Raw genomic sequence first — 20,560 nt, 5'->3', positions numbered from 1 at the left:
TTTTTTGTTACTAGTTGTTTATTAGTGTGGTTAATTGTCCTTGTGCAGTTAAAAGTTCATAATACTTTTGAGAGATATCTGCTTTAGCAAAGGCTAAATTAATTTTTGCTTGTAGTTGTTCTAAATCGGCTTCTAGCGTGTCGTTAGTATCGGCAAGCCCATTATCAAATTTATCTTTTACAATGCGATAATTTTCTATGGCTTGTTCTTCAGATTTCGCATACAGATTTAATTTTTTCAGTGCTAATTGATACTCCTGACTTGCATTTTCTATTTCAACTTTAATAGCATCTGTAGCCTTGTCTATAGTGTATTTTAGTTCGTCTGCTTTGCTTTTTGCAACAGCAACTTCACTTTTATTTTTAAAAATCTCAGAGAAATTGTAAGACAATCCCACACCAATATTCATGGCATTTGTTAATGTAAAAGCGTTTGGCACATCTACAGCCATATATCCTCCAACAATACCTATAGACGGATAATAATTACCTTTTGCAATTTTAATCTGATTTTCTGTTGCCCGTTCTTGTGCTTTTAGAGCTTCAAGGTCGTTTCTGTAGAAAGTATCCGTTTCAATTGTAGCCGGAGCAATTCCAAAATTTTCAGAAATGGTTTCAATTTTAGTATCTTCTGGTAGTTTTAGTAGACTAACTAAGCGGTAATTCAATATGTTTTTAGTCTTCTTTGCATTTTCTAAAGAAATTTGAACTTGTGATTCTTGAAGCTGAGCTTTCAATAAATCGTTACGTGCGAGAAGTCCGTTTTGTTCCATGTTAGTAAAATCTGTAACACGCTGTTTAGCGCTTACCAGATTATCTTCAAACATTGTAATAGACTGTTCTGCTTTATACAGACTGATGTATAAATTTATAGTTTCCAGAGCCAGTTTTTCGTCGTTATTTTTAGCCTTGTACGTTGTGGCTTCAAGTATGTTTTTACTAGCTTCAATGGTGTTTTTAATTTTGAAACCAGAAAAGATAGGCATCGAAATATCTAAGTTTCCCATTAAAAATTGATTTACATCTGGAATGGTCGAACTTTCGGCATCTTCTCCGCTTAATAAGTCTGAAGAAAAATCGACATGTGTTAAGTAACGGTATTGTCCGCCAGCAGTAACATCTGGATATTGCAGTGTCTTAGCAACTTGTACTTCATGAGTTGAGGTTGTGACTTGTGCTTGATTTATTTTAGATTCATCACTCTGCTCTAATGCCAAATGCACAGCATCTGGAATTGAAAGTGGTTTAGTCTGTTGTGCGTTACTTTGTAGGTTGCAAAATAACACTAGCGATAAGAAGGCTATTAGTTTACTCTTCATAAGTTAATAAAGCTTTAATGGTTTGTTTAATGTGTTGAGTTAATTGATTATGTACATAATGTTCGATCTCTGATTCGTTCGAAATATCTAAAAGGTTTTGGTAGAAATTCTTGTTATAATAAAAATGAAAATAGGTTCCTAATATGGTAGGGATAATCATTTGAACATTAATGTTTTTACTAAACTCGCTTTGTTCCTGACCGTTTTTAACGAAGTTCGCTACGATATTAAAATTCTCTTTTTTGTAATTTTCGTAAGCCTCAAAGTTGATTTCTCTAAACGGATTAGAATATTCAAAACTTACAATTTTGTGAGTGCGTCTGTTTTGGTGAATACGTTTAACCATCATCTCTATAAACGCATCTATTTTTTCAAGATATGTGCCTTTGTCTGAGACTATAGAATCAAACTCAGATCCAAAATCTGAAATTCTATATATTAAAAGTGCTTCTAATAACTTCTTTTTAGATCCAAAGTAATAGGAAATCATGGCGATATTGATTCCTGCTTTTTTAGAAATTTGCCTGATTGTAGTACCATCAAATCCATTATCGGCAAATAATTTTTCTGCCGTTAGTAGAATTTGGATTTTCTTTTCATTTAACTTCATAACTCCATCTTGTAATAAAACGGGTACAAAGTTAAACAAGTGTTTAAATTAAACAGTTGTTTAATTGTTAAAAATTGACACAAAAAAAGCATCATATAATAATTTATATGATGCTTTAATATGTTGAGTAGATTTATGGATTATTTTTTTCGTAATTCAAAAATATCCTTTCGTCTGTCTCTTAGGTTTTTAACGCTGCCAAATTGATTTAGATTTCTAAGCAGATCGATATCGACGTCTGCTATTAAAATCATTTCGGTGTTTGGCGTGGCTTCTGCTTTTATTCCGTTTGCCGGAAAAGCGAAATCGCAAGGTGTAAATACCATAGATTGTGCGAACTGAATATCCATGTTGTGTACTTTCGGTAAGTTTCCAACGCTTCCTGCGATAGCTACATAACATTCATTTTCAATAGCTCGAGCCTGTGCGCAATGTCTTACACGAGAATATCCGTTTTGAGTATCGGTTAAAAATGGGACGAATAAAATATCCATACCTTGATCGGCTAATAATCTGCTTAATTCAGGGAACTCAGAATCGTAACAAATTAAAATACCAATTTTTCCACAATCTGTATCGAACGCTTCAAGCTTGTAACCACCTTCCATACCCCAAACTTTGGCTTCGTCTGGTGTAACATGAAGTTTTTCATAGCGTTCGGTAGTTCCATCTCTTCGGCATAAATACCCAACATTATACAAGCGGTTATCTTCTGCGATTTCAGGCATACTCCCTGTAATAATATTGATGTTATAAGAAATAGCTAATTTAGAAAAGCGCAATACAATTTCCGCCGTATGTTCAGCTAAATTTCTAATAGCATCGGGTTCCGATAAATGGTTATCGTCTGCCATTAATGGCGCATTAAAAAATTCAGGAAATAATGCAAAATCGCTTCGGTATCCAGAAACGGCATCAACAAAATATTCTGCTTGTTGCATCAATTCATCTAAGTCGTTATATGGACGCATTTGCCACTGAATTAATCCTAAACGCACAATTTTTTTAGTTGTTGCAGCTTTAGTCTCTTTCTTTTCGTAATAAATGTTATCCCATTCTAAAAGCACGGCGTAATCTTCCGAATTACTATCACCTTCAAGGTAGTTCTTCAATACACGAGTAGGATGAAAATCATTAGAAATTTGAAAGTTTAAAACAGGATCATGAATCTCTTTACGCTTCACCTTATCTATATATTCTTTAGGTGAAAGTTCGCTAGAAAATTTATGGTAGTTAGGAATACGACCTCCAAAAGCTAAACCTCTTAAATTAAGGCGTTCACATAGTTCTTTACGGTAATCATAAAGACGTCTACCTAAACGTAAACCTCTAAATTCTGGTTTTATAAACACATCTACACCATAAATAACATCTCCGTTTTTATTGTGTGTACTAAACGTATAATTCCCGGTAATATCCTTGTAGGTGTGTGCATTGTCAAATTGACTATAATCTACAATTATAGACAGGGCGCAACCCGCAATTTGGTTGTTTATTTTTATAACAACTTGCCCTTCCGGAAATTGTTTTATTAAAGTTTCTATTTGGTGTTCTCTCCAATAGGAATCGGGCATGCTACTGTACGACTCAATCATTGCGGCTTTAAGTTCTTGATAATCATCTAGACTTAAATACGCTAATTCAATATTTTCAATATCTTCCATGAAAATCTGTTAACTAGTATTTTAGGAGCGAAATGTACAAATTAATTAATCAGCTTTTTAAAATAAATTGAGGTGCTAGCGTAATTTTTTTAAGCCTTCATAAACCACGATACTTACAGCATTTGCAAGGTTTAAACTGCGGATATGTTCACTAAAAAGCGGGATTTTAAAAAGCGAGTCTTTATAATCTTCAAGAAGTTGTTTAGGTAAGCCCACAGATTCCTTACCGAAGATGAGAAACATATCGTCTTCAAAATCGATATCCCAATGACTTTTCTCGCCATGACTCGATAAAAATGCCATTTTTTTATCAGCATTTATTTGGAAGAACTCACTTATAGAATTGTAATAGGTAATATTTAAATGTTGCCAATAATCTAAACCCGCACGTTTTAAACGTTTATCGTCTATTTCGAATCCGAAAGGTTTTACTAAATGTAAATGTGAGCCGGAGGCCAAACTTAACCGACCAATGTTTCCTGTATTGTTAGGTATTTCAGGTTCAAAAAGGACAATGTTTAAAGGCATATTATATGTGGTGTTAAAGCATAAAAAAGACTTTCCTGCTGTAGAAAAGTCTTTATATGTATGATAAATTATTTCTTTGTTTGTTGTTCTTTTATCGTTTGTTTATCGATATCGAACGTATTGGTATCCTGATTGGTGTTTGCCGTAGGATTTGTTGGTGTTGATTGTTCTTCTTTAGTTGTAAATTTCTTTTTGTCTTTAATAATTCCCATAGTTTCTCTTTTTTATTGATTCAATCGTAAGATAAAGAATCAAGTGTATTTTGGGTGTCAAAATTCTACTAAACCTTTGTTAAGAACTGTTAAACGAGTGTGTTAGGGTTTTATTTTAGAGGTAAATTCACCAATGTTTTTAATCCCATTTTCGGTAATATATTTAATAAAAGCACTTCCTATAATCGCACCTTTTGTATAGGCTGTGGCCTGATTAAAAGTTTCCTCGTTATTAATTCCGAAACCGATAATTTGTGGTGTCTTCAGGTTCATATCAGCAATACGTTTAAAGTATTTTGTCTGTTCGTCTCCAAACCCTGACTGACTTCCAGTTACGCTAGCGCTACTTACCATATAAATAAATCCGTTAGACATATCGTCTATAAAGGCAATACGCTCATCTGAAGTTTGTGGTGTAATTAAAAACACATTCACAAGACCATATTTTTCGAAAGTCTCTTTATAATGGGCTTTATATTCATCTACAGGTAAATCAGGAATAATTAAACCGTCGATACCAATCTCTTGACATTTTTTACAGAACGCGTCTACACCGTATTGTAGCATCGGGTTAAAATATCCCATAATGACTAATGGAATAGACACGGTTTTACGGATGTCTTTTAATTGCTCGAATAATTTTGCTGTGGTCATTCCGTTTTTTAAAGCTTGTGTAGAACTTGCTTGTATGGTAGGACCATCGGCTAAGGGATCACTAAAAGGTAATCCGATTTCTATCATATCTACACCATTTTTTTCAAGGTCTTCAATGATGCTTACCGTATCGTTTAAGCTAGGATATCCAGCGGTAAAATATATAGACAGTAATTTTTTGTCTTCTTGGAGTTTTTGATTTATTCTGTTCATTTTAAATGAAGAGTTTATATTCCCTCGCAGGAGGGAATCTTTTAATTTTTATATGTATTCTGAAAGATCTTTCCAATCTGGATTCAATCCTTTAATTAAATTTATTTTCCATTTTCGATTCCACTTTTTTAATTGCCGCTCTCTTTTAATGGCGTTATTTATATATTTCGTAGTTTCAAAATAGACTAACTTATGTACATTATATCTTCCTGTAAAGGTTTTTATACTGTTGTTTTTATGTTGAATTAATCTTACTTTCAATTGTTTTGTACGACCTATATATAGAACGGTATGGTTTTTATTGGTTAATATGTAAACGTAATAAACATCCATAAAAAGATTGATAAGATTTCCGCCTTCTCGGAAATGGAAAAACATCTATATTTTAAAATAATCGATATAATTCTGTAAATCTTTATCACCTCGACCAGATAAACTCAACACCACGACTTCATCAGGGTTGAATTTTCTATTCTTGAATACGGCTAAAGCATGAGAACTTTCAATAGCAGGAATAATACCTTCTAGTTTACATAATTCCATACCCGCGTTCATGGCCTCATCATCTGTAATCGAAATAAATTCTGCACGACCAGAAGCAAATAAATTCGCATGCATTGGTCCTACACCAGGGTAATCTAATCCAGCTGAGATAGAATACGGCTCTGTAATTTGTCCGTCGTCTGTTTGCATTAATAAGGTTTTACTACCGTGAATAATACCTTCTCTTCCTAATGCTGAGGTTGCTGCACTTTCTCCAGTATCTATACCTAAACCAGCCGCTTCAACCGCGATTAAGTTTACATCTGTTTCATCTAAATACTGATAAAAAGCACCGGCTGCATTACTACCACCACCCACACATGCAATAACGTGGTCTGGTTTAGTGCGACCTTCTTTTTCCTGTAATTGCCATTCCATTTCTTGAGACACTACAGATTGAAAACGCGCCACCATATCCGGATAAGGATGCGGTCCAACCACACTTCCTATAATGTAATGTGTATCTACCGGATTGTTAATCCAATCGCGAATGGCTTCGTTAGTCGCGTCTTTTAGCGTACGACTTCCAGATAAGGCTGGAATTACAGTTGCTCCAAGCATTTTCATTCGTGCTACATTTGGAGCCTGTCTAGCGATGTCTATTTCACCCATATACACAATACAATCTAAGCCCATAAGTGCACAAACTGTGGCAGTTGCCACACCATGTTGACCTGCTCCGGTTTCCGCGATAATACGCTTTTTACCTAAACGCTGTGCCATTAAAATCTGACCGATAGTATTGTTGATTTTATGTGCTCCTGTATGATTTAAATCTTCACGTTTAAGATAGATTTTAGTGTTGTATTTTTCGCTTAATCGTTTGGCGAAATATAAGGGAGATGGTCGCCCAACATAATCTTTTAATAACTGGTCGAACTCTTCTTTAAACGAAGGTTCTGCCATAATTTTTAAATAGTTTTGGCGTAACTCTTCAACATTAGGATATAACATTTCCGGGATGTATGCACCGCCGAATTCGCCATAATAACCTTGCTCATTTACATTGTAACTCATTGTATGTTGTTTTGTAGCTAAGTTGCTAAATAATTGCTTTTTAAATTGTTTTACACGTTCGAAATCTTTTAAACCTGGTTTGATTTCAAATTTACTATTTACATCAATGGCATAACAGTATTTTGATGCTTTACTTTTTGAAAATTCTAAAACGGCTTCTATTTCAGAATCTCCAATACCTCCACTTAAAAAATAAGGTTTTGTTGAAGGATAATCTTCAAGAATATTCCAATTGAAGGTATATCCATTTCCGCCAGGTAATTTACCTTTAGTATCGAAAAGAAAATAATCGCATGTGTCTTCAAATGGTTTTAAAACTTCAAAATTGAATTCATCTTTGATAGAAAATACTTTAATGATTTCAATCTCTGGAAGCTCTTGCTTGATGACTTTGCAATAGGCAACCGATTCGTCTCCATGAAGTTGAACAGCCTTCAAATTGTTTGCCAAAACGGTTTTAATTACTGTCTCTGTTGTGGCATTAACAAATACTCCAACTTTTTTAATGCGTTCTGAAATATTTGGAATTTCCGTATGTATACAACGTGCCGATTTATCGTAGAAAATGAATCCCAAATAATCAGGTTGTAAACTCCCAATTTCTGAAATGTTTTCGGGGAATTTCATACCACAAACTTTTAGTTTCATACCTATAGGTTTAAAGCCTTTATAAATTCGGTTGCACTTGCTCCGGCATTGTCGGTTTTCATGAAGTTTTCACCAATTAAAAACCCTTTGTAACCGTAAGGTTGTAATTCTCTTATGGCCTCAATGCTACTGATACCGCTTTCAGATACTTTTACAAAATCGTCAGGAATTAATGTGCTTAATGCTTTACTGATGTCTAGAGAAACTTCAAACGTTTTTAAATTTCTGTTGTTTACACCTAACATATCTAAACTTGGCATAAGTGATTTATGCAGTTCTTCTTCGTTATGTACTTCTAAAAGCACATCTAAATTCAAGCTTTTTGCTAATTTTGAAAAGGTTTTGATTTCTTCCCGAGTTAGTATTGCGGCGATTAATAATATAACATCTGCTCCGTACGCTTTCGCTTCAATAATTTGGTAGGTGTCTATTATAAATTCTTTGCGGAGTAATGGCAAATTACAACTCGCACGAGCGGTAAGTAAATCGTCTAGGCTTCCTCCAAAATATTTACCATCGGTTAAAACAGACATGCCGCAAACACCAGCATCTTCGTAGCCTTTTGCCACATCAAACACATTTAGATTGTGATTGATTACAGATTTAGATGGCGAACGACGTTTATGTTCAGCAATTATACCGCTAGTACTCGCTTTTAAGGCTGAAGCTAAAGAATTGGTCTCTTTTGAAAAGAGTATAGACTGCTCTAATTGTTTTACCGGAATTAATGTTTTCCTTAAAGCTACCTCTGTGCGTTTATCTGCTACAATTTTATCTAAAATATTCATGCTGTTATGCGCTTAAATCTACTAAAATTTGAAATCGTTTTAAAGCTTCTCCTGAATGTAAAGATTCTTGAGCAGCAGCAAAACTATCGGTTAAAGAAGTGTTGTTTACTGTTTTTATGGCCATGGCAGCATTTGCGCAAACGGCGTTGTTTTGTGCTGCTGTACCTTGTCCTTGTAAAATATTTACAAAAATATCTGCAGCGTCTTTAATCGTATCACCTCCAAAAATATCAGATTGCTTAATCATTTGCACTCCAAAATCTTCTGGGGATAACATGGTTTCAGAATGATTAGAAATCACTTTGGTATCACTGGTTAATGAAATTTCATCATATCCATCTAAAGCATGAAGAATTGTAAAATTCTTGTCTGTATTCTGATATAGGTATCCGTATAATCGTGCCAATTCTAAGTTGAACACGCCAACTAATTGATTCTTTGGAAATGCAGGATTTACCATGGGACCAAGCATATTAAAGAATGTTTTAACACCTAATTCTCTACGAATAGGCGCTACGTTTTTCATAGCTGGGTGAAACAAAGGGGCGTGTAACACACAAATTCCTGCTTTGTCTAAGCACTTTTCTAAGAAGCCTGCATCGTTAGTAAATTTTATTCCTAAATGCTCCATAACGTTACTTGAACCAGAAATAGAAGAGACGCCGTAATTACCGTGTTTGGTAACGTGTACACCTGCTCCAGCTGTAATAAATGAAGCTAAAGTTGAGATGTTAAAGGTGTTTTTTCCATCGCCTCCGGTACCACATAAATCAATGGTATTATACCCTGACAAATCTACTGCTAAGCATAATTCTAAAAGCGCATCTCTAAAGCCTTCAAGTTCGTCTGTGGTGATGCTACGCATCATATATACCGTTAAAAATGAAGCAATCTGACTCTGATTATAATCACCTTTAGAGATATTTACCAATACACGTTTTGCTTCTTCTTTAGAGATGTGTTCGTGATTAATAAGTCTGTTAAGTATTTGTTTCATGATTAACTATTTATCCAGTTTTTAAGCATTTGTTTTCCGTTAGGTGTTAACACCGATTCCGGGTGATATTGTACGCCACGGACATCGAATATACGATGACGTAACGACATAATCTGTCCGTTCTCATCGAAAGACGTGGCTTCTAATACGTCTGGTAATGCGTTTGAAACGACCCAAGAATGATAGCGACCAACAGGGAATGTTTTATCGAATCCGTCAAATAATTTTTCGTCGTCTACACTTAAAGTTACCTCAGTGGCTACACCGTGATATACATTGTCTAAATTTTCGATGGTTCCTCCAAAGACTTCAGCCATTGCTTGTTGTCCTAAACAGACGCCCAAAATACTTTTTGTAGGTGCGTAAGTTCTTATAATGTCTTTTAATAATCCCGCTTCATCAGGAATTCCAGGTCCAGGAGATAATACAATTTTATCGAAAGCGTCAACCTCTTCTAAGGTTAGTTTATCATTTCGTTTTACAGTGACTTCGCATCCTAAATCTTCTAAATAGTGCACTAAATTGTATGTAAAACTATCGTAATTATCTATAACTAATATCTGTTTCATAGTGATTTCTTGTATTTGCACTATTAAATGTTTTTTGCTAAATCTATGGCTTTGGTTAAGGCACCAAGTTTGTTGTACACTTCTTGTAACTCATCTTCTGGTTTCGATTTTGAAACGATACCTGCACCTGCTTGCCAATGCAGTTTATGGTCTTTACTCAAGAAAGTTCTAATCATAATGGCATGATTAAAGTTTCCGTTAAAATCCATAAATCCGATTGCTCCTCCATAAAACTCACGACTTGTTTTTTCATACTTTTCAATAAGTTGCATGGCTTTGTGTTTAGGCGCACCACTCAAGGTTCCGGCAGGGAAGGTATCTGCAACGACTTGCATGGTAATGGTATCTGCGTGTTTTTTACCAACTACTTTACTTACTAAGTGAATGACGTGCGAGAAGAATTGTACTTCGCGATAGGTTTCTACAGTGACTTGGCTTCCGTGTCGACTTAAATCGTTTCGGGCTAAATCTACAAGCATAACATGTTCTGCATTTTCCTTATCGTCTTTGGCTAGTTTTTTAGCAAGTTCCGCATCTTTCTCATCATTACCAGTACGTTTAAACGTACCTGCTATAGGATGAATTTCTGCATTTCCGTCCTGAACAACTAATTGGGCTTCAGGAGAACTTCCAAAGATTTTAAAGGTGCCGTAATCAAAATAGAATAGGTAAGGGGATGGGTTAATACTTCTTAAGGCACGATAAACATTAAATTCGTCGCCCTTAAATTCTTGAGAGAACTTTTTAGAAAGTACCAATTGAAACACATCGCCACGTGCACAATGTTGCTTGGCTAAAACCACATTCTTTTTATATTCCTCGTCTGTTAAGTTTGAAGTTATTTCCTCTTCCGGTGAGAATTGGTAGGTTGCAAATTGATTTGACTTTATAAGCTGATTTATATCATCTATATTATTCTCGGCATCGTAACAGTGTGCGAAAATATAGGCTTCATTATTAAAATGATTAATAGCTATGATGTTTTGATATACTGCATAATAAATGTCTGGAATACCTAAAACGTCTTCTTTTTTCGTGATTTCTATATCTTCAAAATAACGTACACCATCATAACCTATATAACCAAAAATACCATTGTTTATAAATTTAAACGCTTCATTCTCATCCGCTTTAAAACGCTTGGTAAAGTTGTGAATTTCTTCGGTAACTATACTGCGGTCCTCTATTCTTTTAGTGAGTATGTCTCCATTAGGAAACTCTTGGGTAATTGTTTCGTTTTGGACTTTTATAGAGGCGATAGGATTACAACAAATGTAAGAGAAACTGTTGTTGTTAGCGTGGTAATCGCTACTTTCTAATAACAGGCTATTAGGAAAACGGTCTCTAATTTTTAAATACACACTAACCGGAGTAATAGTATCGGCAAGTATTTTTTTGTAATGTGTGGTGAGTTTAAATTGTTTCATTTTTTTGTAATAAAAAAGGCTTGTCGTGAATGACAAGCCTTGTTATTTTGAGTTTAAAATATACAATAGGTTTAGTTCACGAAGATTGATTTTCGAGAGCTCCACCACCAAGTAATATTTAAATTTGTATTCAATTCTTTAATTATTTGTTTCAAATATAGGAATGAAAATTTAGTTATCAAATTTTTTTTGATAAAATTATAAAAGAGAATTCCTATAGCTGAGCAAAGTATGCATCATACCACAGGAATTTATCCAATTACACATTGGAACTCACATTTGAATTAGTCATATTAAAATTTTAATGACACATTTAAGTCAAACTCGTTGTAAATGGCTTTGTCTTGTAAGTTATCAAAGAAGCTTGCCGATCCGTATTTAATGTCGTATTTCGTTCTGTCTATTTTTAAAGCAGCTGTTGCAGTATTTTTAGCAACATTCATTTTAAACGTTACCGGCTTAGTAATTCCTTTAATAGTTAAATCTCCAGTCACAGCATAATCTGAACCTAAAGCCTTTACTTTAGTGAATTTTAAAGTTGCTGTAGGGAATTTATCTGTTCCAAAAAAGTCGTCTGCTTTTAAGTGACCGTCTAGTTTTGTTTTATATTCCCCTTCAAGATCAGTCGTATTTATAGATGTCATATCCATAGTGAATGCACCTCCAGTTAAAGTTGCTCCATCAAATTCTAGAGATCCTTCTTTAAGAGTAATTGTACCGTCGTGTTGCCCAGTAACTTTGTGACCAGTCCAGTTTACCTGACTTTCCTTTACGTTTACTTGTTTGTCCTTTAAGGTAGTGAAAGATGCAAAAGCGATAGTTACCACTAATACGATTGCCATTTTAAAATTGTTTTTCATGTTTTGAATTTAGTTTGATATTAATGTTGATTTATATTACTGAAAATAATGTGTTTTCAGGTTTTCTTACTTTTTTATAGTGTTGTGTGTCGTCGTCTTCGGCTCTATAGCCCAGGGTAACAACTACGGCTGCATTTAAGTTTTGTTGGTCTAAACCTAAAATAGAATTATAAGCAGGGCTGTCAAAACCTTCCATTGGGCAGGCATCTATTTCTAAAATAGCAGCTGCAGATAATAGATTACCTAAAGCGATGTAAACTTGCTTAGCAGTCCATATGTTTTTGGCCTCATTGGGTAATGCAATAACATTCGATTTCATCATGTTAGAATAGCTCTCAAGATTTTCTTTTGTTACACCACGAGTTTCACTCACATTCATGATATAATCATCTACAAGAGTATCGTCGGCATCGATAATGTTTGCTAAAACAAACATATGTGAAGCTTCTGTAATTTGTGGCTGATTCCAAGATGCTACTTTTAGCGATTCACGGGTTTTTTCATCTTCAATTATAAGTACTTTGTAGGGCTGTAACCCATAAGAAGAAGCCGATAACTTAATAGCTTCTTTTAACGTGTTTAGATCTTGCGTAGAAATTTTCTTGGTCGCATCAAATTTCTTAGTGGCATAACGCCAGTTTAATTGTTTAATATAGGTATTCATAACTTTATTGTTGTGTTTACATTATTTGTATATACAAGTGTTAGTGTTTTAAAAAAATTACTTTCTTAGTTTTGTTAATAATTCATTGAGTTGTACTAATTCAGTTTCTGTTAAATTAGAGGTCAGATCAGCTTCTGCCTGTTCTATAATAGGGTCTAGTTGTTTTAAGAGTTTAAGACCGTCTTGGGTGATAAAAATTTCAACTTTCCTTCTGTTCTTTTCACAAGTAAAGCGTTCTACTAATCCTTTTAAAATAAGTTTATCCACTAGTCTAGTGGTATTACTCATTTTATTTATCATTCGATTTTGAATGTCCTGTAAATTCGCAGGAATCCCTTTTTTACCTCTTAATATACGTAGTACATTAAATTGTTCCGAAGAGATATCAAAATTTTTTAATATAGATCCTGTAACATCCTTCATCCAAATATTTGAATAGGCAATATTTAAAACAGTTTTCTTTCTCAGCGGAATTGGGCTACTAGATTTTATAATGTCTTCTAACTCTTTCATGTACAATAATTGTATATACAAATGTAGTTTATAATTTCAGTATTCATAATGTATTTTAGCAAATATTTTGTTAAAAAGAATAAGAAGGGTAACGGTGATGACTATTTTTAACACATGAAAAAGATAGTTGTATGGGCTCTGTTAGGTTGTTTTGCTTGTAAAAATGATGTTAAAAAGGAGACGGAATTAAAAGTAAACACACCTGAAATCACAGCAAAAACTACTGAAGACTATGCTGCACTTAAGGTGTATGATAATTTTGATTCACTAGAACCACTACTAAATATTAAAGATGATAAGGTACACGTTGTTAATTTCTGGGCAACATGGTGTGCACCTTGCGTAAAAGAGTTACCTCATTTTGAGAAATTGAGAACAGTATATGCCAAAAAAGGTGTAGATGTGCTTTTGGTAAGTTTAGATTTTCCGAATGCTTTCGAGACTAAACTAAAGCCTTTTATAGCAAATCAGAACATACAATCTTCTGTAGTTGTTTTAAACGATCCCGATTCTAATACTTGGATTCCTAAAATAGAGTCTTCTTGGTCAGGTTCTATTCCTGTAACAATTATTTATAAGAATAACATCCGTAAATTTTACGAGACACCTTTTACTTACGAAGCTTTAGAAAAAGAATTACACACTTTTTTAGAATAGATTTTAAATAATAATTTACTACATTTTCTTGATAAAGACCGTTAACACACAGTGTACTATTGTAGTGTTCTTTTTTTAGTTGAACTGTATTGTAATAGTTCAATCATAAAATAAAGCCGAAATTGTAAGACTTCGGTTTTTTTTTCGTTTATATATTAAAGATATTATAAATTTGTAATCAAAATATTTAAACAGTTATGGCAGATTTAACACAAGAAGAATGGGTAGAACAGTTGGCTAGCGATAGTAATGCTGTGATTTTAGACGTACGTACAGATGATGAAGTAGATCAAGGATTTATACCAAATTCTAAGCATATAGATTTTTATTTAGGTCAGGAATTTGTAAATCAGGTTGACGAATTAGACAAATCTAAAAATTATTATGTGTATTGTCGTTCTGGAGCAAGGAGCGGAAAAGCTTGCGAAATTATGGACCAATTAGGCATTGAGAATGCCTATAACTTATTAGGCGGATTTAATGATTGGGCTGGAGAAGTCGCAGAGAGGTAAACATTAGATGAAAAAAACATATATACTTTATTGCTTTGTAATTCTATTATTCTCGGCATGTAATTCTCATGAAACCGGTGTGATTGAAGTTGTTTCTGCAGAAGAAATGCAATCGCTTATTAGCTTAGATGATGTGCAATTGGTAGATCTTAGATCTCATGAAGATCGATTAAAACAAGGTTATATTGCCAATTCGCAACATGTAGATTATAGTTCTGCTACTTTCGATGAAGATATAAAGCACTTAGATAAAACTAAGCCTGTTGCATTATATTGCAATTCTGGAAAACGTAGCGCAGAATGTGCAGAGAAACTAAAAGCAGCTGGTTTTGTAAAGATTTTTGATTTACAAGGTGGTGTCTCGGAATGGAAACATAAAGGAAATGATCTTATAGTAGAGTAAATTCTAAAATAAGACTAAAAGAAAAAAAGCAGCATTTAATAATGATTAAATGCTGCTTTTTTGTTGACTATTTTTAAAGATGTTTTATTTAGTATATGTAATGGAGTCTCCTTTTTTTAGTTGCCAAAGGTCTGCTAAACCTGCATTTATCTCCAAAACATACATAGCAGGTTCGTAAGAAAGTAAAGAGGTTTCATCCATAGGTTTTGCATTTTTAGAAATACTTACTACGGTTTGATTTTTTCCGATATAAATAAGATCTAAAGCAATTTGGGTGTTTTTCATGTAAAAGGCACGTGGCTCTTCTTTAGGAAACACAAACAACATACCACGGTTTTCTTCCATAGACGATCTATACATTAATCCTGTTTCTCTGTCGTAACCTGTATCGGCAATTTCTATATCTAATACTTTAATTATAGAATCTGTTTTCGCTTTATACAGAGTTAATTCGCCTTCCTTTTTAAATGTAATTTCTGTAGGTGTAACGCTTTCTTTTTTTTCTTCTTTACAAGCTAAAGTTAGGGTGGCTAAGCCTAATAAAATTATCGAAAAAATAAGTTTAGTTATTTTCATAAAATACGGTTTTAAGCTTTTTTAGAAGCTCCTTTATATACAAACATAAAGTAGAATCCAACAAGAATAAATGGTATACTTAACCATTGCCCTGTGTTTAATGCCCATGTTGCACGATCGTCTACTTGTGCTTCTTTTACAAATTCTACAAAGAATCTAATGGTCCATAATAAAACTAAAAACAAACCGAATAAAAATCCTGGATCATCTTTTTTAGTGGTTTTGTTATAAATGGCCCATAAAATGATAAACACAAAGACATAACATGCAGATTCGTATAGTTGTGCTGCATGTCTGTAAGGTACAGCATCTAATAAGTTTTGAAATTGCGGATTATTCGCTATAGCATTATAAGCTTCCTTCGGATTGTTAATACCTGTAAGTCTTACGGCTTCGCGTTTGCTATATTCTTCCTGAATAAAACGTACCCCTAAGCTAGAGTCTGTTATTTTTCCTATAATTTCTGAATTGATAAAGTTTCCAATTCTAATAAATATAGCACCTAATGATACGGGAATTACAATACGATCTAATATCCACATTAACGATTTGTAATTGTATTTTTTTCGGTATAAATACATTCCTATAATAATACCTATTGCAGCGCCGTGACTTGCTAAACCTTGAAATCCAGTAAATTCTAATTCAGGTTTTGTGCGAATAGGTAGAAAGATACTTAGAAAATCTTGCTGAAATAATTCAGGCTGATAAAAGATTACATGGCCTAAACGTGCACCAATCATAGTCGCTAATACAGTATATATAAATAGTGGATCTAAATATTCTAGAGACACTTGTTCCTTTTGGTAGATACGTTTCATAACGTACCAGCCCAATAAAAAAGCTGTCACCCACATAAGGCTATAAAAATGAAGTTGGAAATCTCCAATAATTTCAATTCCTGATGTAGGATTCCAATCGAATTTTAAAAAGTGCATAGTGTTAAGTTTTCAATGCGTAAATATAAACATTTGCATTATGGTTTAAAAAAGAATAGTACGTTAAGCACTATTTTAAAAACATATTTTTTGGTAATAACTATGGGACAGGATCGTATCCGGAACCTCCCCAAGGATGACAACTAAAAATGCGCTTAATAGCTAACCATCCGCCTTTAATTAGTCCGTGTTTTATTAATGCTTCTTTGGTGTATTGAGAACACGTTGGATGATACCTACACGAGGCCGGAGTTAATGGCGATATTAGTGTTTGGTATATCTTGATTAAGAATAAAAAAGGAGCGATTAAAAAGCGTTTCATGAGTATATAAAAAACGGACAAGTGTAAATGCTTGTCCGTGTTATGTTTCTAATTGGTCGAAAATGTTGTGCCTTCTTTACCATCGTTTAGCTGTATGCCAACCGCAGCAAGTTCATCACGTATTTTATCAGATAAAGCAAAATCTTTATTTGCTCTGGCTTCTTGTCTTAATTTAATTAATAAATCGACTGCTCCTGTTAATTTGTCTTCTCCAGTTTCTGTTTGTGAACCATATACAAGTCCTAAAACATCAAATGTAAACGTGTGCATAGTCGCTTTTAATTCCTCTAAATCTGCTTCAGAAATAGTTACCTTTCCATCTTTAATTTGATTGATGAATTTAACAGCTTCAAATAAATTAGCAATTAAAATTGGCGAATTAAAGTCGTCGTTCATCGCATCATAACATTTCTGTTTCCATTCTGAAATGTTTATAGATGAAGATGCGCTTGCTTTTAAGGTGTCTAAATCTGATATGGCATCCATTAATCTATTAAATCCTTTTTCACTAGCTAATAATCCATTATTAGTAAAATCTAGAATAGAACGATAATGTGCTTGCAACATGAAAAAACGAGCCACACTAGCACTAAATGCTTGTGTAATATGTTCATTTTCTCCAGTAAATATTTGTTCAGGAAGGATAAAATTTCCTGTAGATTTCGCCATTTTTTTACCATTCATAATTAACATATTGGCATGCATCCAATAGTTAACAGGCGATTGATGATTACAAGCTTCGGCTTGTGCAATTTCACATTCGTGATGTGGGAATTTTAAATCCATTCCGCCTCCGTGAATATCAAAATGTTCGCCTAAATATTTTGTGCTCATGGCTGTACATTCTAAATGCCAACCTGGAAAACCGTCGCTCCAAGGCGAAGGCCAACGCATTATGTGTTGAGGTTCTGCCTTTTTCCAAAGTGCAAAATCTTGTGGGTTTTTCTTATCTGTTTGGCCATCTAAAACACGTGTATTGTGAATTAAATCTTCAACGTTTCGTTTGCTTAATTTACCATAATTATTGGTTTCGTTAAACTTTAAGACATCGAAGTACACAGAACCGTTTATTTCGTAACCAAACCCATTATCGATAATCGTTTTTATTAATTCGATTTGTTCAATAATATGTCCCGTCGCAGTAGGCTCTATACTTGGTGGTAAAAAATTGAATTTATGTAAAATATTATGAAAGTCTACCGTATAACGTTGTACCACTTCCATAGGTTCTATTTGTTCTAAACGTGCTTTTTTTGCAATTCTATCTTCACCTTCATCTGCATCGTTTTCTAAATGTCCTGCATCTGTAATGTTACGTACGTAGCGTACTTTATAACCCAAATGTTTTAAGTAACGAAAAATAGTATCAAAAGACATAAAGGTTCTTACATTTCCTAAATGTACATTGCTATAAACGGTCGGACCGCAGACATACATACCAACATAACCGTCGTTTATTGGTGTAAAAACTTCTTTTTGTCCAGTAAGTGAATTGTAAACTTTAATATGTTGTTGCTTGTATAGCTGAGGCATAATCGGGGTAATTTAAAATTGCGTCTCTAATTTTATGTACTCAATAAATTCTCTACGAGTATCTTTTTCTTTGAATTTTCCTCCAAATTCGGCAGTAACAGTGCTACTTTCAATATCTCTAATCCCTCTAGAGTTCACACATAAATGCTTGGCATCTATAATACATGCTACATCTTCGGTGCCTAAAACGGCTTGTAATTCTTTTACAATTTGAATGGTTAAGCGTTCTTGAACTTGTGGTCGTTTTGCATAAAAATCTACAATACGATTCATTTTAGAAAGGCCTACAACATTACCTTTAGAAATGTAAGCGACATGAGCTCTACCAACTATAGGTAATAAATGATGCTCGCAAGTAGAGTATACAGTTATGTTTTTTTCAACCAACATTTCGCCATATTTGTATTTATTGTCGAATGTTGAAGCCGTAGGTTTTTTATTAGGATTTAAGCCACCAAAAATTTCTTTTACAAACATTTTAGCCACACGGTTTGGTGTGCCTTTTAAGCTATCGTCGGTTAAATCCAAGCCTAATGTTTCCATAATATGGCGCACATCAGCTTTTATAGTTTCAATTTTTTGGTCGTCGGAAATGTCAAAAGCATCGGCACGCATTGGAGTATCTGTAGATGTTCCAACATGGTTATCGCCAATAGCGTCTAATTCTTCCATATTATTGTCAAATTTCATTTATGTAAAAAATAAAGCTGTTTTAATGCGCAAAGATAGGTAATTCCGTTTTCTTTAAGTTTGAATTGTGAAACAATTAATAATTGCACGATTTTGTAAAATAAGCAGGTCTGATTTATATTTAAAATCAGACCTGCTTATAAATGTTTTAAGATGAGTTTTATAAAGTAAAACTTAAAGAAAAGGTGATGTTAGATACTCTAGTGTCTAGTGCCGCCGAATCTGTAAGTCCTACACTGTACAATTGGTATTCTGATTCACGTTGATATTGATCGAATGTAACATCAAAAGTCGTTCCTCCAAAACGATATCCTAATCCTACAGAATAGCCTGTTAGATCTCCAATAGTTTCGCCGTTTTTATATGGACTTTCTTCAAAACGATATCCACCTCGAAGACTCAATTGTTTTATTCTGTATTCTCCACCAATATTAAACGCTGATGCTCCTTTTAAAGCATCGCTAATAATGGTGTTTTGCTCGTTAAAGTAGATGTCATTTTTCGGTCTAAACTTTATGCTTCCATAATCTTTAAAAGAATAATCAAAACTAATTAAGCCACTTGTACCAAATACATAAGCAATACTTCCTAAATACTTTCCTGGAGTTTGTAACTCGTAACTTGGGAATACATTAACCACATTTGGGTTAATAACCTGATCGATACTTGCGCCATTATCAACTCGTGTTGTTTTTAAATACTGAGAGGTTTCTTCTTCAATAGTATACCAAGTAGGAGAGTTGTAGGTTAAACCTAATCTTAGACTTTCAGTAGCTTTATAAATTGTCCCTAGCTGAAAAGAAAATCCACCCCCAATGGTAGATAATCTGTTTTCAAAATTAACATCTCTAACTACAGAATCGATATTAGAATTAGATTCTGTGAAATACGTTAAGCGGTCATAATTTATAAAATGTGTATTTAAATTAAGTCCTAAGTATAATTTGTCGTTGACTTGAGTTGCTAAGTTTACAGCAATTTTTCCGTTGTACCCTGTGGCAGAATATATATAGTTCTGATTGAATGTTCCAGGCGAGATATTAGAGTAATACTCGGTATTTTCATTTGTAGAATTAACCGGTTCTATAATATAAGACTCGTAACCTAAAAATGCTTGTTGATTTCCTGATCCGTATACCTGACCTATTTCAGAATAAGCGCGAGACAACGATTCGTTTTGCAAAGCCGAAATTTCTTCTAAAGGTTTACCTTGAGCATATGCTAGAAAATAATTTGAGATAGAATTTGAACCTTCTCCATGCGCCGCCCAATCTTCTTTAAAGTCTCGAGTTTTATCATAAGTAAATCCTAAAGTGAATTTTTGAAAAGAACCACTAGAATTTGGGTTATGAAATACAAAAGCCGTTCCTATTTGTGTAAATTCTGTGTACGAATCTTTGTTAGAATCTAATCCGTCGTAATAAGCTGTTTCGTTTTTAATATTTAAGTTCGTTAATGAGAAGGACATAAAGCTAGAAGTAAAAACCGCAGATCCAGCAGGGTTTAGACTGGCAGCAGATAAATCACCACCTAAAGCACCAAAGGCTCCACTTAACCCTCTATATCTTGCAGAACCAACAATTTCGTCTTGCGAATATCTAACTGCATCTGTTATGTCTTGAGCATAAAAAGCAGGCACCGTTAAAATGCCTGCTAATAAGAAAACTATCGTTTTAAATTTCATTATAATAAAATCTATGTTTT

Annotated in this window: 24 protein-coding genes and 1 pseudogene; 3 read left to right on the top strand and 22 right to left on the bottom strand. The window is 33.8% G+C overall.

What is annotated here, in order from left to right:
* Positions 1-10: 10 nt before the first annotated feature.
* From AST99_RS04805 to AST99_RS04740, 16 genes and pseudogenes are all read right to left on the bottom strand, one after another.
* Positions 11-1,318 carry a TolC family protein gene (locus AST99_RS04805; RefSeq protein ID WP_057779736.1) on the bottom strand — a complete coding sequence of 436 codons (1,308 nt, stop codon included), beginning with the start codon at positions 1,316-1,318 and terminating at the stop codon, positions 11-13.
* Entirely contained in the window at positions 1,308-1,967 is a 660-nt protein-coding gene (locus AST99_RS04800; protein WP_232301579.1) for a TetR/AcrR family transcriptional regulator, read from the bottom strand. The genes AST99_RS04805 and AST99_RS04800 overlap by 11 nt, the downstream gene beginning before the upstream one ends.
* Before the next feature lie 101 nt (positions 1,968-2,068).
* On the bottom strand, positions 2,069-3,592 hold the full coding sequence (locus tag AST99_RS04795; protein ID WP_057779732.1) for a carbon-nitrogen hydrolase family protein: 1,524 nt from the start codon (positions 3,590-3,592) through the stop codon (positions 2,069-2,071).
* A gap of 75 nt (positions 3,593-3,667) precedes the next feature.
* A complete protein-coding gene (locus tag AST99_RS04790; protein WP_057779730.1) occupies positions 3,668-4,120 on the bottom strand; it encodes a tRNA (cytidine(34)-2'-O)-methyltransferase in 453 nt (150 codons plus the stop codon).
* A gap of 68 nt (positions 4,121-4,188) precedes the next feature.
* Positions 4,189-4,332 (bottom strand): hypothetical protein, encoded by a 144-nt coding sequence (locus AST99_RS18695; protein ID WP_172441767.1) that lies wholly within the window; start codon positions 4,330-4,332, stop codon positions 4,189-4,191.
* A gap of 102 nt (positions 4,333-4,434) precedes the next feature.
* The gene (gene trpA / locus AST99_RS04785) at positions 4,435-5,199 is read right to left on the bottom strand and encodes a tryptophan synthase subunit alpha (protein ID WP_057779728.1); all 765 of its coding nucleotides are present in this window, start codon (positions 5,197-5,199) and stop codon (positions 4,435-4,437) included.
* A gap of 48 nt (positions 5,200-5,247) precedes the next feature.
* A complete protein-coding gene (locus AST99_RS04780; RefSeq protein WP_232301578.1) occupies positions 5,248-5,577 on the bottom strand; it encodes a GIY-YIG nuclease family protein in 330 nt (109 codons plus the stop codon).
* Entirely contained in the window at positions 5,578-6,759 is a 1,182-nt protein-coding gene (gene trpB / locus AST99_RS18980) for a tryptophan synthase subunit beta (RefSeq protein ID WP_057779811.1), read from the bottom strand. It lies immediately after the preceding gene.
* A gap of 48 nt (positions 6,760-6,807) precedes the next feature.
* Positions 6,808-7,386 (bottom strand): annotated as a pseudogene (locus AST99_RS18975) (phosphoribosylanthranilate isomerase); the annotation flags it as partial.
* Between the two features lie 23 nt (positions 7,387-7,409).
* On the bottom strand, positions 7,410-8,195 hold the full coding sequence (gene trpC, locus AST99_RS04770) for an indole-3-glycerol phosphate synthase TrpC (protein ID WP_057779726.1): 786 nt from the start codon (positions 8,193-8,195) through the stop codon (positions 7,410-7,412).
* A gap of 4 nt (positions 8,196-8,199) precedes the next feature.
* Positions 8,200-9,192, bottom strand: coding sequence for an anthranilate phosphoribosyltransferase (gene trpD / locus AST99_RS04765; protein WP_057779724.1), 993 nt, complete (start codon positions 9,190-9,192; stop codon positions 8,200-8,202).
* A gap of 2 nt (positions 9,193-9,194) precedes the next feature.
* The gene (locus AST99_RS04760; RefSeq protein WP_057779722.1) at positions 9,195-9,761 is read right to left on the bottom strand and encodes an anthranilate synthase component II; all 567 of its coding nucleotides are present in this window, start codon (positions 9,759-9,761) and stop codon (positions 9,195-9,197) included.
* Positions 9,762-9,784: 23 nt separating this feature from the next.
* Positions 9,785-11,188, bottom strand: a complete 1,404-nt coding sequence (locus AST99_RS04755; RefSeq protein WP_057779720.1) for an anthranilate synthase component I family protein — start codon at positions 11,186-11,188, stop codon at positions 9,785-9,787.
* A gap of 293 nt (positions 11,189-11,481) precedes the next feature.
* The gene (locus AST99_RS04750) at positions 11,482-12,048 is read right to left on the bottom strand and encodes a YceI family protein (RefSeq protein WP_057779718.1); all 567 of its coding nucleotides are present in this window, start codon (positions 12,046-12,048) and stop codon (positions 11,482-11,484) included.
* Between the two features lie 31 nt (positions 12,049-12,079).
* Positions 12,080-12,712 carry an NAD(P)H-dependent oxidoreductase gene (locus AST99_RS04745; RefSeq protein ID WP_057779716.1) on the bottom strand — a complete coding sequence of 211 codons (633 nt, stop codon included), beginning with the start codon at positions 12,710-12,712 and terminating at the stop codon, positions 12,080-12,082.
* Between the two features lie 57 nt (positions 12,713-12,769).
* Positions 12,770-13,225 carry a MarR family winged helix-turn-helix transcriptional regulator gene (locus tag AST99_RS04740; protein ID WP_057779714.1) on the bottom strand — a complete coding sequence of 152 codons (456 nt, stop codon included), beginning with the start codon at positions 13,223-13,225 and terminating at the stop codon, positions 12,770-12,772.
* A gap of 114 nt (positions 13,226-13,339) precedes the next feature.
* Between AST99_RS04740 and AST99_RS04735 the strand changes: the two genes are divergently transcribed.
* The 3 genes from AST99_RS04735 (at position 13,340) to AST99_RS04725 (ending at position 14,797) form a co-directional block, all read left to right on the top strand.
* Positions 13,340-13,882, top strand: coding sequence for a TlpA disulfide reductase family protein (locus AST99_RS04735; protein ID WP_057779713.1), 543 nt, complete (start codon positions 13,340-13,342; stop codon positions 13,880-13,882).
* A 197-nt stretch (positions 13,883-14,079) separates the two neighbouring features.
* Complete coding sequence (locus AST99_RS04730) at positions 14,080-14,394, top strand: rhodanese-like domain-containing protein (RefSeq protein WP_057779711.1); 315 nt, start codon at positions 14,080-14,082, stop codon at positions 14,392-14,394.
* Between the two features lie 7 nt (positions 14,395-14,401).
* The gene (locus tag AST99_RS04725; protein ID WP_057779709.1) at positions 14,402-14,797 is read left to right on the top strand and encodes a rhodanese-like domain-containing protein; all 396 of its coding nucleotides are present in this window, start codon (positions 14,402-14,404) and stop codon (positions 14,795-14,797) included.
* Positions 14,798-14,881: 84 nt separating this feature from the next.
* Here the strand turns inward: AST99_RS04725 and AST99_RS04720 are convergent, their stop codons facing one another.
* The 6 genes from AST99_RS04720 to AST99_RS04695 all read right to left on the bottom strand — a co-directional run bounded on the left by AST99_RS04720 (position 14,882) and on the right by AST99_RS04695 (position 20,540).
* A complete protein-coding gene (locus AST99_RS04720; RefSeq protein ID WP_057779707.1) occupies positions 14,882-15,373 on the bottom strand; it encodes a DUF192 domain-containing protein in 492 nt (163 codons plus the stop codon).
* A gap of 11 nt (positions 15,374-15,384) precedes the next feature.
* On the bottom strand, positions 15,385-16,311 hold the full coding sequence (gene lgt, locus AST99_RS04715) for a prolipoprotein diacylglyceryl transferase (RefSeq protein WP_057779705.1): 927 nt from the start codon (positions 16,309-16,311) through the stop codon (positions 15,385-15,387).
* Between the two features lie 100 nt (positions 16,312-16,411).
* On the bottom strand, positions 16,412-16,633 hold the full coding sequence (gene yidD / locus AST99_RS04710; protein ID WP_057779703.1) for a membrane protein insertion efficiency factor YidD: 222 nt from the start codon (positions 16,631-16,633) through the stop codon (positions 16,412-16,414).
* Between the two features lie 48 nt (positions 16,634-16,681).
* Complete coding sequence (cysS, locus tag AST99_RS04705) at positions 16,682-18,166, bottom strand: cysteine--tRNA ligase (protein WP_057779702.1); 1,485 nt, start codon at positions 18,164-18,166, stop codon at positions 16,682-16,684.
* A gap of 12 nt (positions 18,167-18,178) precedes the next feature.
* On the bottom strand, positions 18,179-18,856 hold the full coding sequence (gene folE / locus AST99_RS04700) for a GTP cyclohydrolase I FolE (RefSeq protein ID WP_057779700.1): 678 nt from the start codon (positions 18,854-18,856) through the stop codon (positions 18,179-18,181).
* Between the two features lie 160 nt (positions 18,857-19,016).
* On the bottom strand, positions 19,017-20,540 hold the full coding sequence (locus AST99_RS04695; RefSeq protein ID WP_057779698.1) for an OmpP1/FadL family transporter: 1,524 nt from the start codon (positions 20,538-20,540) through the stop codon (positions 19,017-19,019).
* Positions 20,541-20,560 lie beyond the last annotated feature (20 nt).

The organism is Formosa algae (genome assembly GCF_001439665.1).
Taxonomy (GTDB): Bacteria; Bacteroidota; Bacteroidia; order Flavobacteriales; family Flavobacteriaceae; genus Formosa; species Formosa algae.
This window is presented reverse-complemented; position numbering and strand designations above follow the sequence as displayed.

Coding starts and splice junctions, on each gene's coding strand:
- AST99_RS04805 (WP_057779736.1), bottom strand. CDS start 1,318: ATGAAGAGTAAACTAATAGCCTTCTTATCGCTAGTGTTATTTTGCAAC.
- AST99_RS04795 (WP_057779732.1), bottom strand. CDS start 3,592: ATGGAAGATATTGAAAATATTGAATTAGCGTATTTAAGTCTAGATGAT.
- AST99_RS04790 (WP_057779730.1), bottom strand. CDS start 4,120: ATGCCTTTAAACATTGTCCTTTTTGAACCTGAAATACCTAACAATACA.
- AST99_RS18695 (WP_172441767.1), bottom strand. CDS start 4,332: ATGGGAATTATTAAAGACAAAAAGAAATTTACAACTAAAGAAGAACAA.
- trpA (WP_057779728.1), bottom strand. CDS start 5,199: ATGAACAGAATAAATCAAAAACTCCAAGAAGACAAAAAATTACTGTCT.
- AST99_RS04780 (WP_232301578.1), bottom strand. CDS start 5,577: ATGTTTTTCCATTTCCGAGAAGGCGGAAATCTTATCAATCTTTTTATG.
- trpB (WP_057779811.1), bottom strand. CDS start 6,759: ATGAGTTACAATGTAAATGAGCAAGGTTATTATGGCGAATTCGGCGGT.
- trpC (WP_057779726.1), bottom strand. CDS start 8,195: ATGAATATTTTAGATAAAATTGTAGCAGATAAACGCACAGAGGTAGCT.
- trpD (WP_057779724.1), bottom strand. CDS start 9,192: ATGAAACAAATACTTAACAGACTTATTAATCACGAACACATCTCTAAA.
- AST99_RS04760 (WP_057779722.1), bottom strand. CDS start 9,761: ATGAAACAGATATTAGTTATAGATAATTACGATAGTTTTACATACAAT.
- AST99_RS04755 (WP_057779720.1), bottom strand. CDS start 11,188: ATGAAACAATTTAAACTCACCACACATTACAAAAAAATACTTGCCGAT.
- AST99_RS04750 (WP_057779718.1), bottom strand. CDS start 12,048: ATGAAAAACAATTTTAAAATGGCAATCGTATTAGTGGTAACTATCGCT.
- AST99_RS04745 (WP_057779716.1), bottom strand. CDS start 12,712: ATGAATACCTATATTAAACAATTAAACTGGCGTTATGCCACTAAGAAA.
- AST99_RS04740 (WP_057779714.1), bottom strand. CDS start 13,225: ATGAAAGAGTTAGAAGACATTATAAAATCTAGTAGCCCAATTCCGCTG.
- AST99_RS04735 (WP_057779713.1), top strand. CDS start 13,340: ATGAAAAAGATAGTTGTATGGGCTCTGTTAGGTTGTTTTGCTTGTAAA.
- AST99_RS04730 (WP_057779711.1), top strand. CDS start 14,080: ATGGCAGATTTAACACAAGAAGAATGGGTAGAACAGTTGGCTAGCGAT.
- AST99_RS04725 (WP_057779709.1), top strand. CDS start 14,402: ATGAAAAAAACATATATACTTTATTGCTTTGTAATTCTATTATTCTCG.
- AST99_RS04720 (WP_057779707.1), bottom strand. CDS start 15,373: ATGAAAATAACTAAACTTATTTTTTCGATAATTTTATTAGGCTTAGCC.
- lgt (WP_057779705.1), bottom strand. CDS start 16,311: ATGCACTTTTTAAAATTCGATTGGAATCCTACATCAGGAATTGAAATT.
- yidD (WP_057779703.1), bottom strand. CDS start 16,633: ATGAAACGCTTTTTAATCGCTCCTTTTTTATTCTTAATCAAGATATAC.
- cysS (WP_057779702.1), bottom strand. CDS start 18,166: ATGCCTCAGCTATACAAGCAACAACATATTAAAGTTTACAATTCACTT.
- folE (WP_057779700.1), bottom strand. CDS start 18,856: ATGAAATTTGACAATAATATGGAAGAATTAGACGCTATTGGCGATAAC.
- AST99_RS04695 (WP_057779698.1), bottom strand. CDS start 20,540: ATGAAATTTAAAACGATAGTTTTCTTATTAGCAGGCATTTTAACGGTG.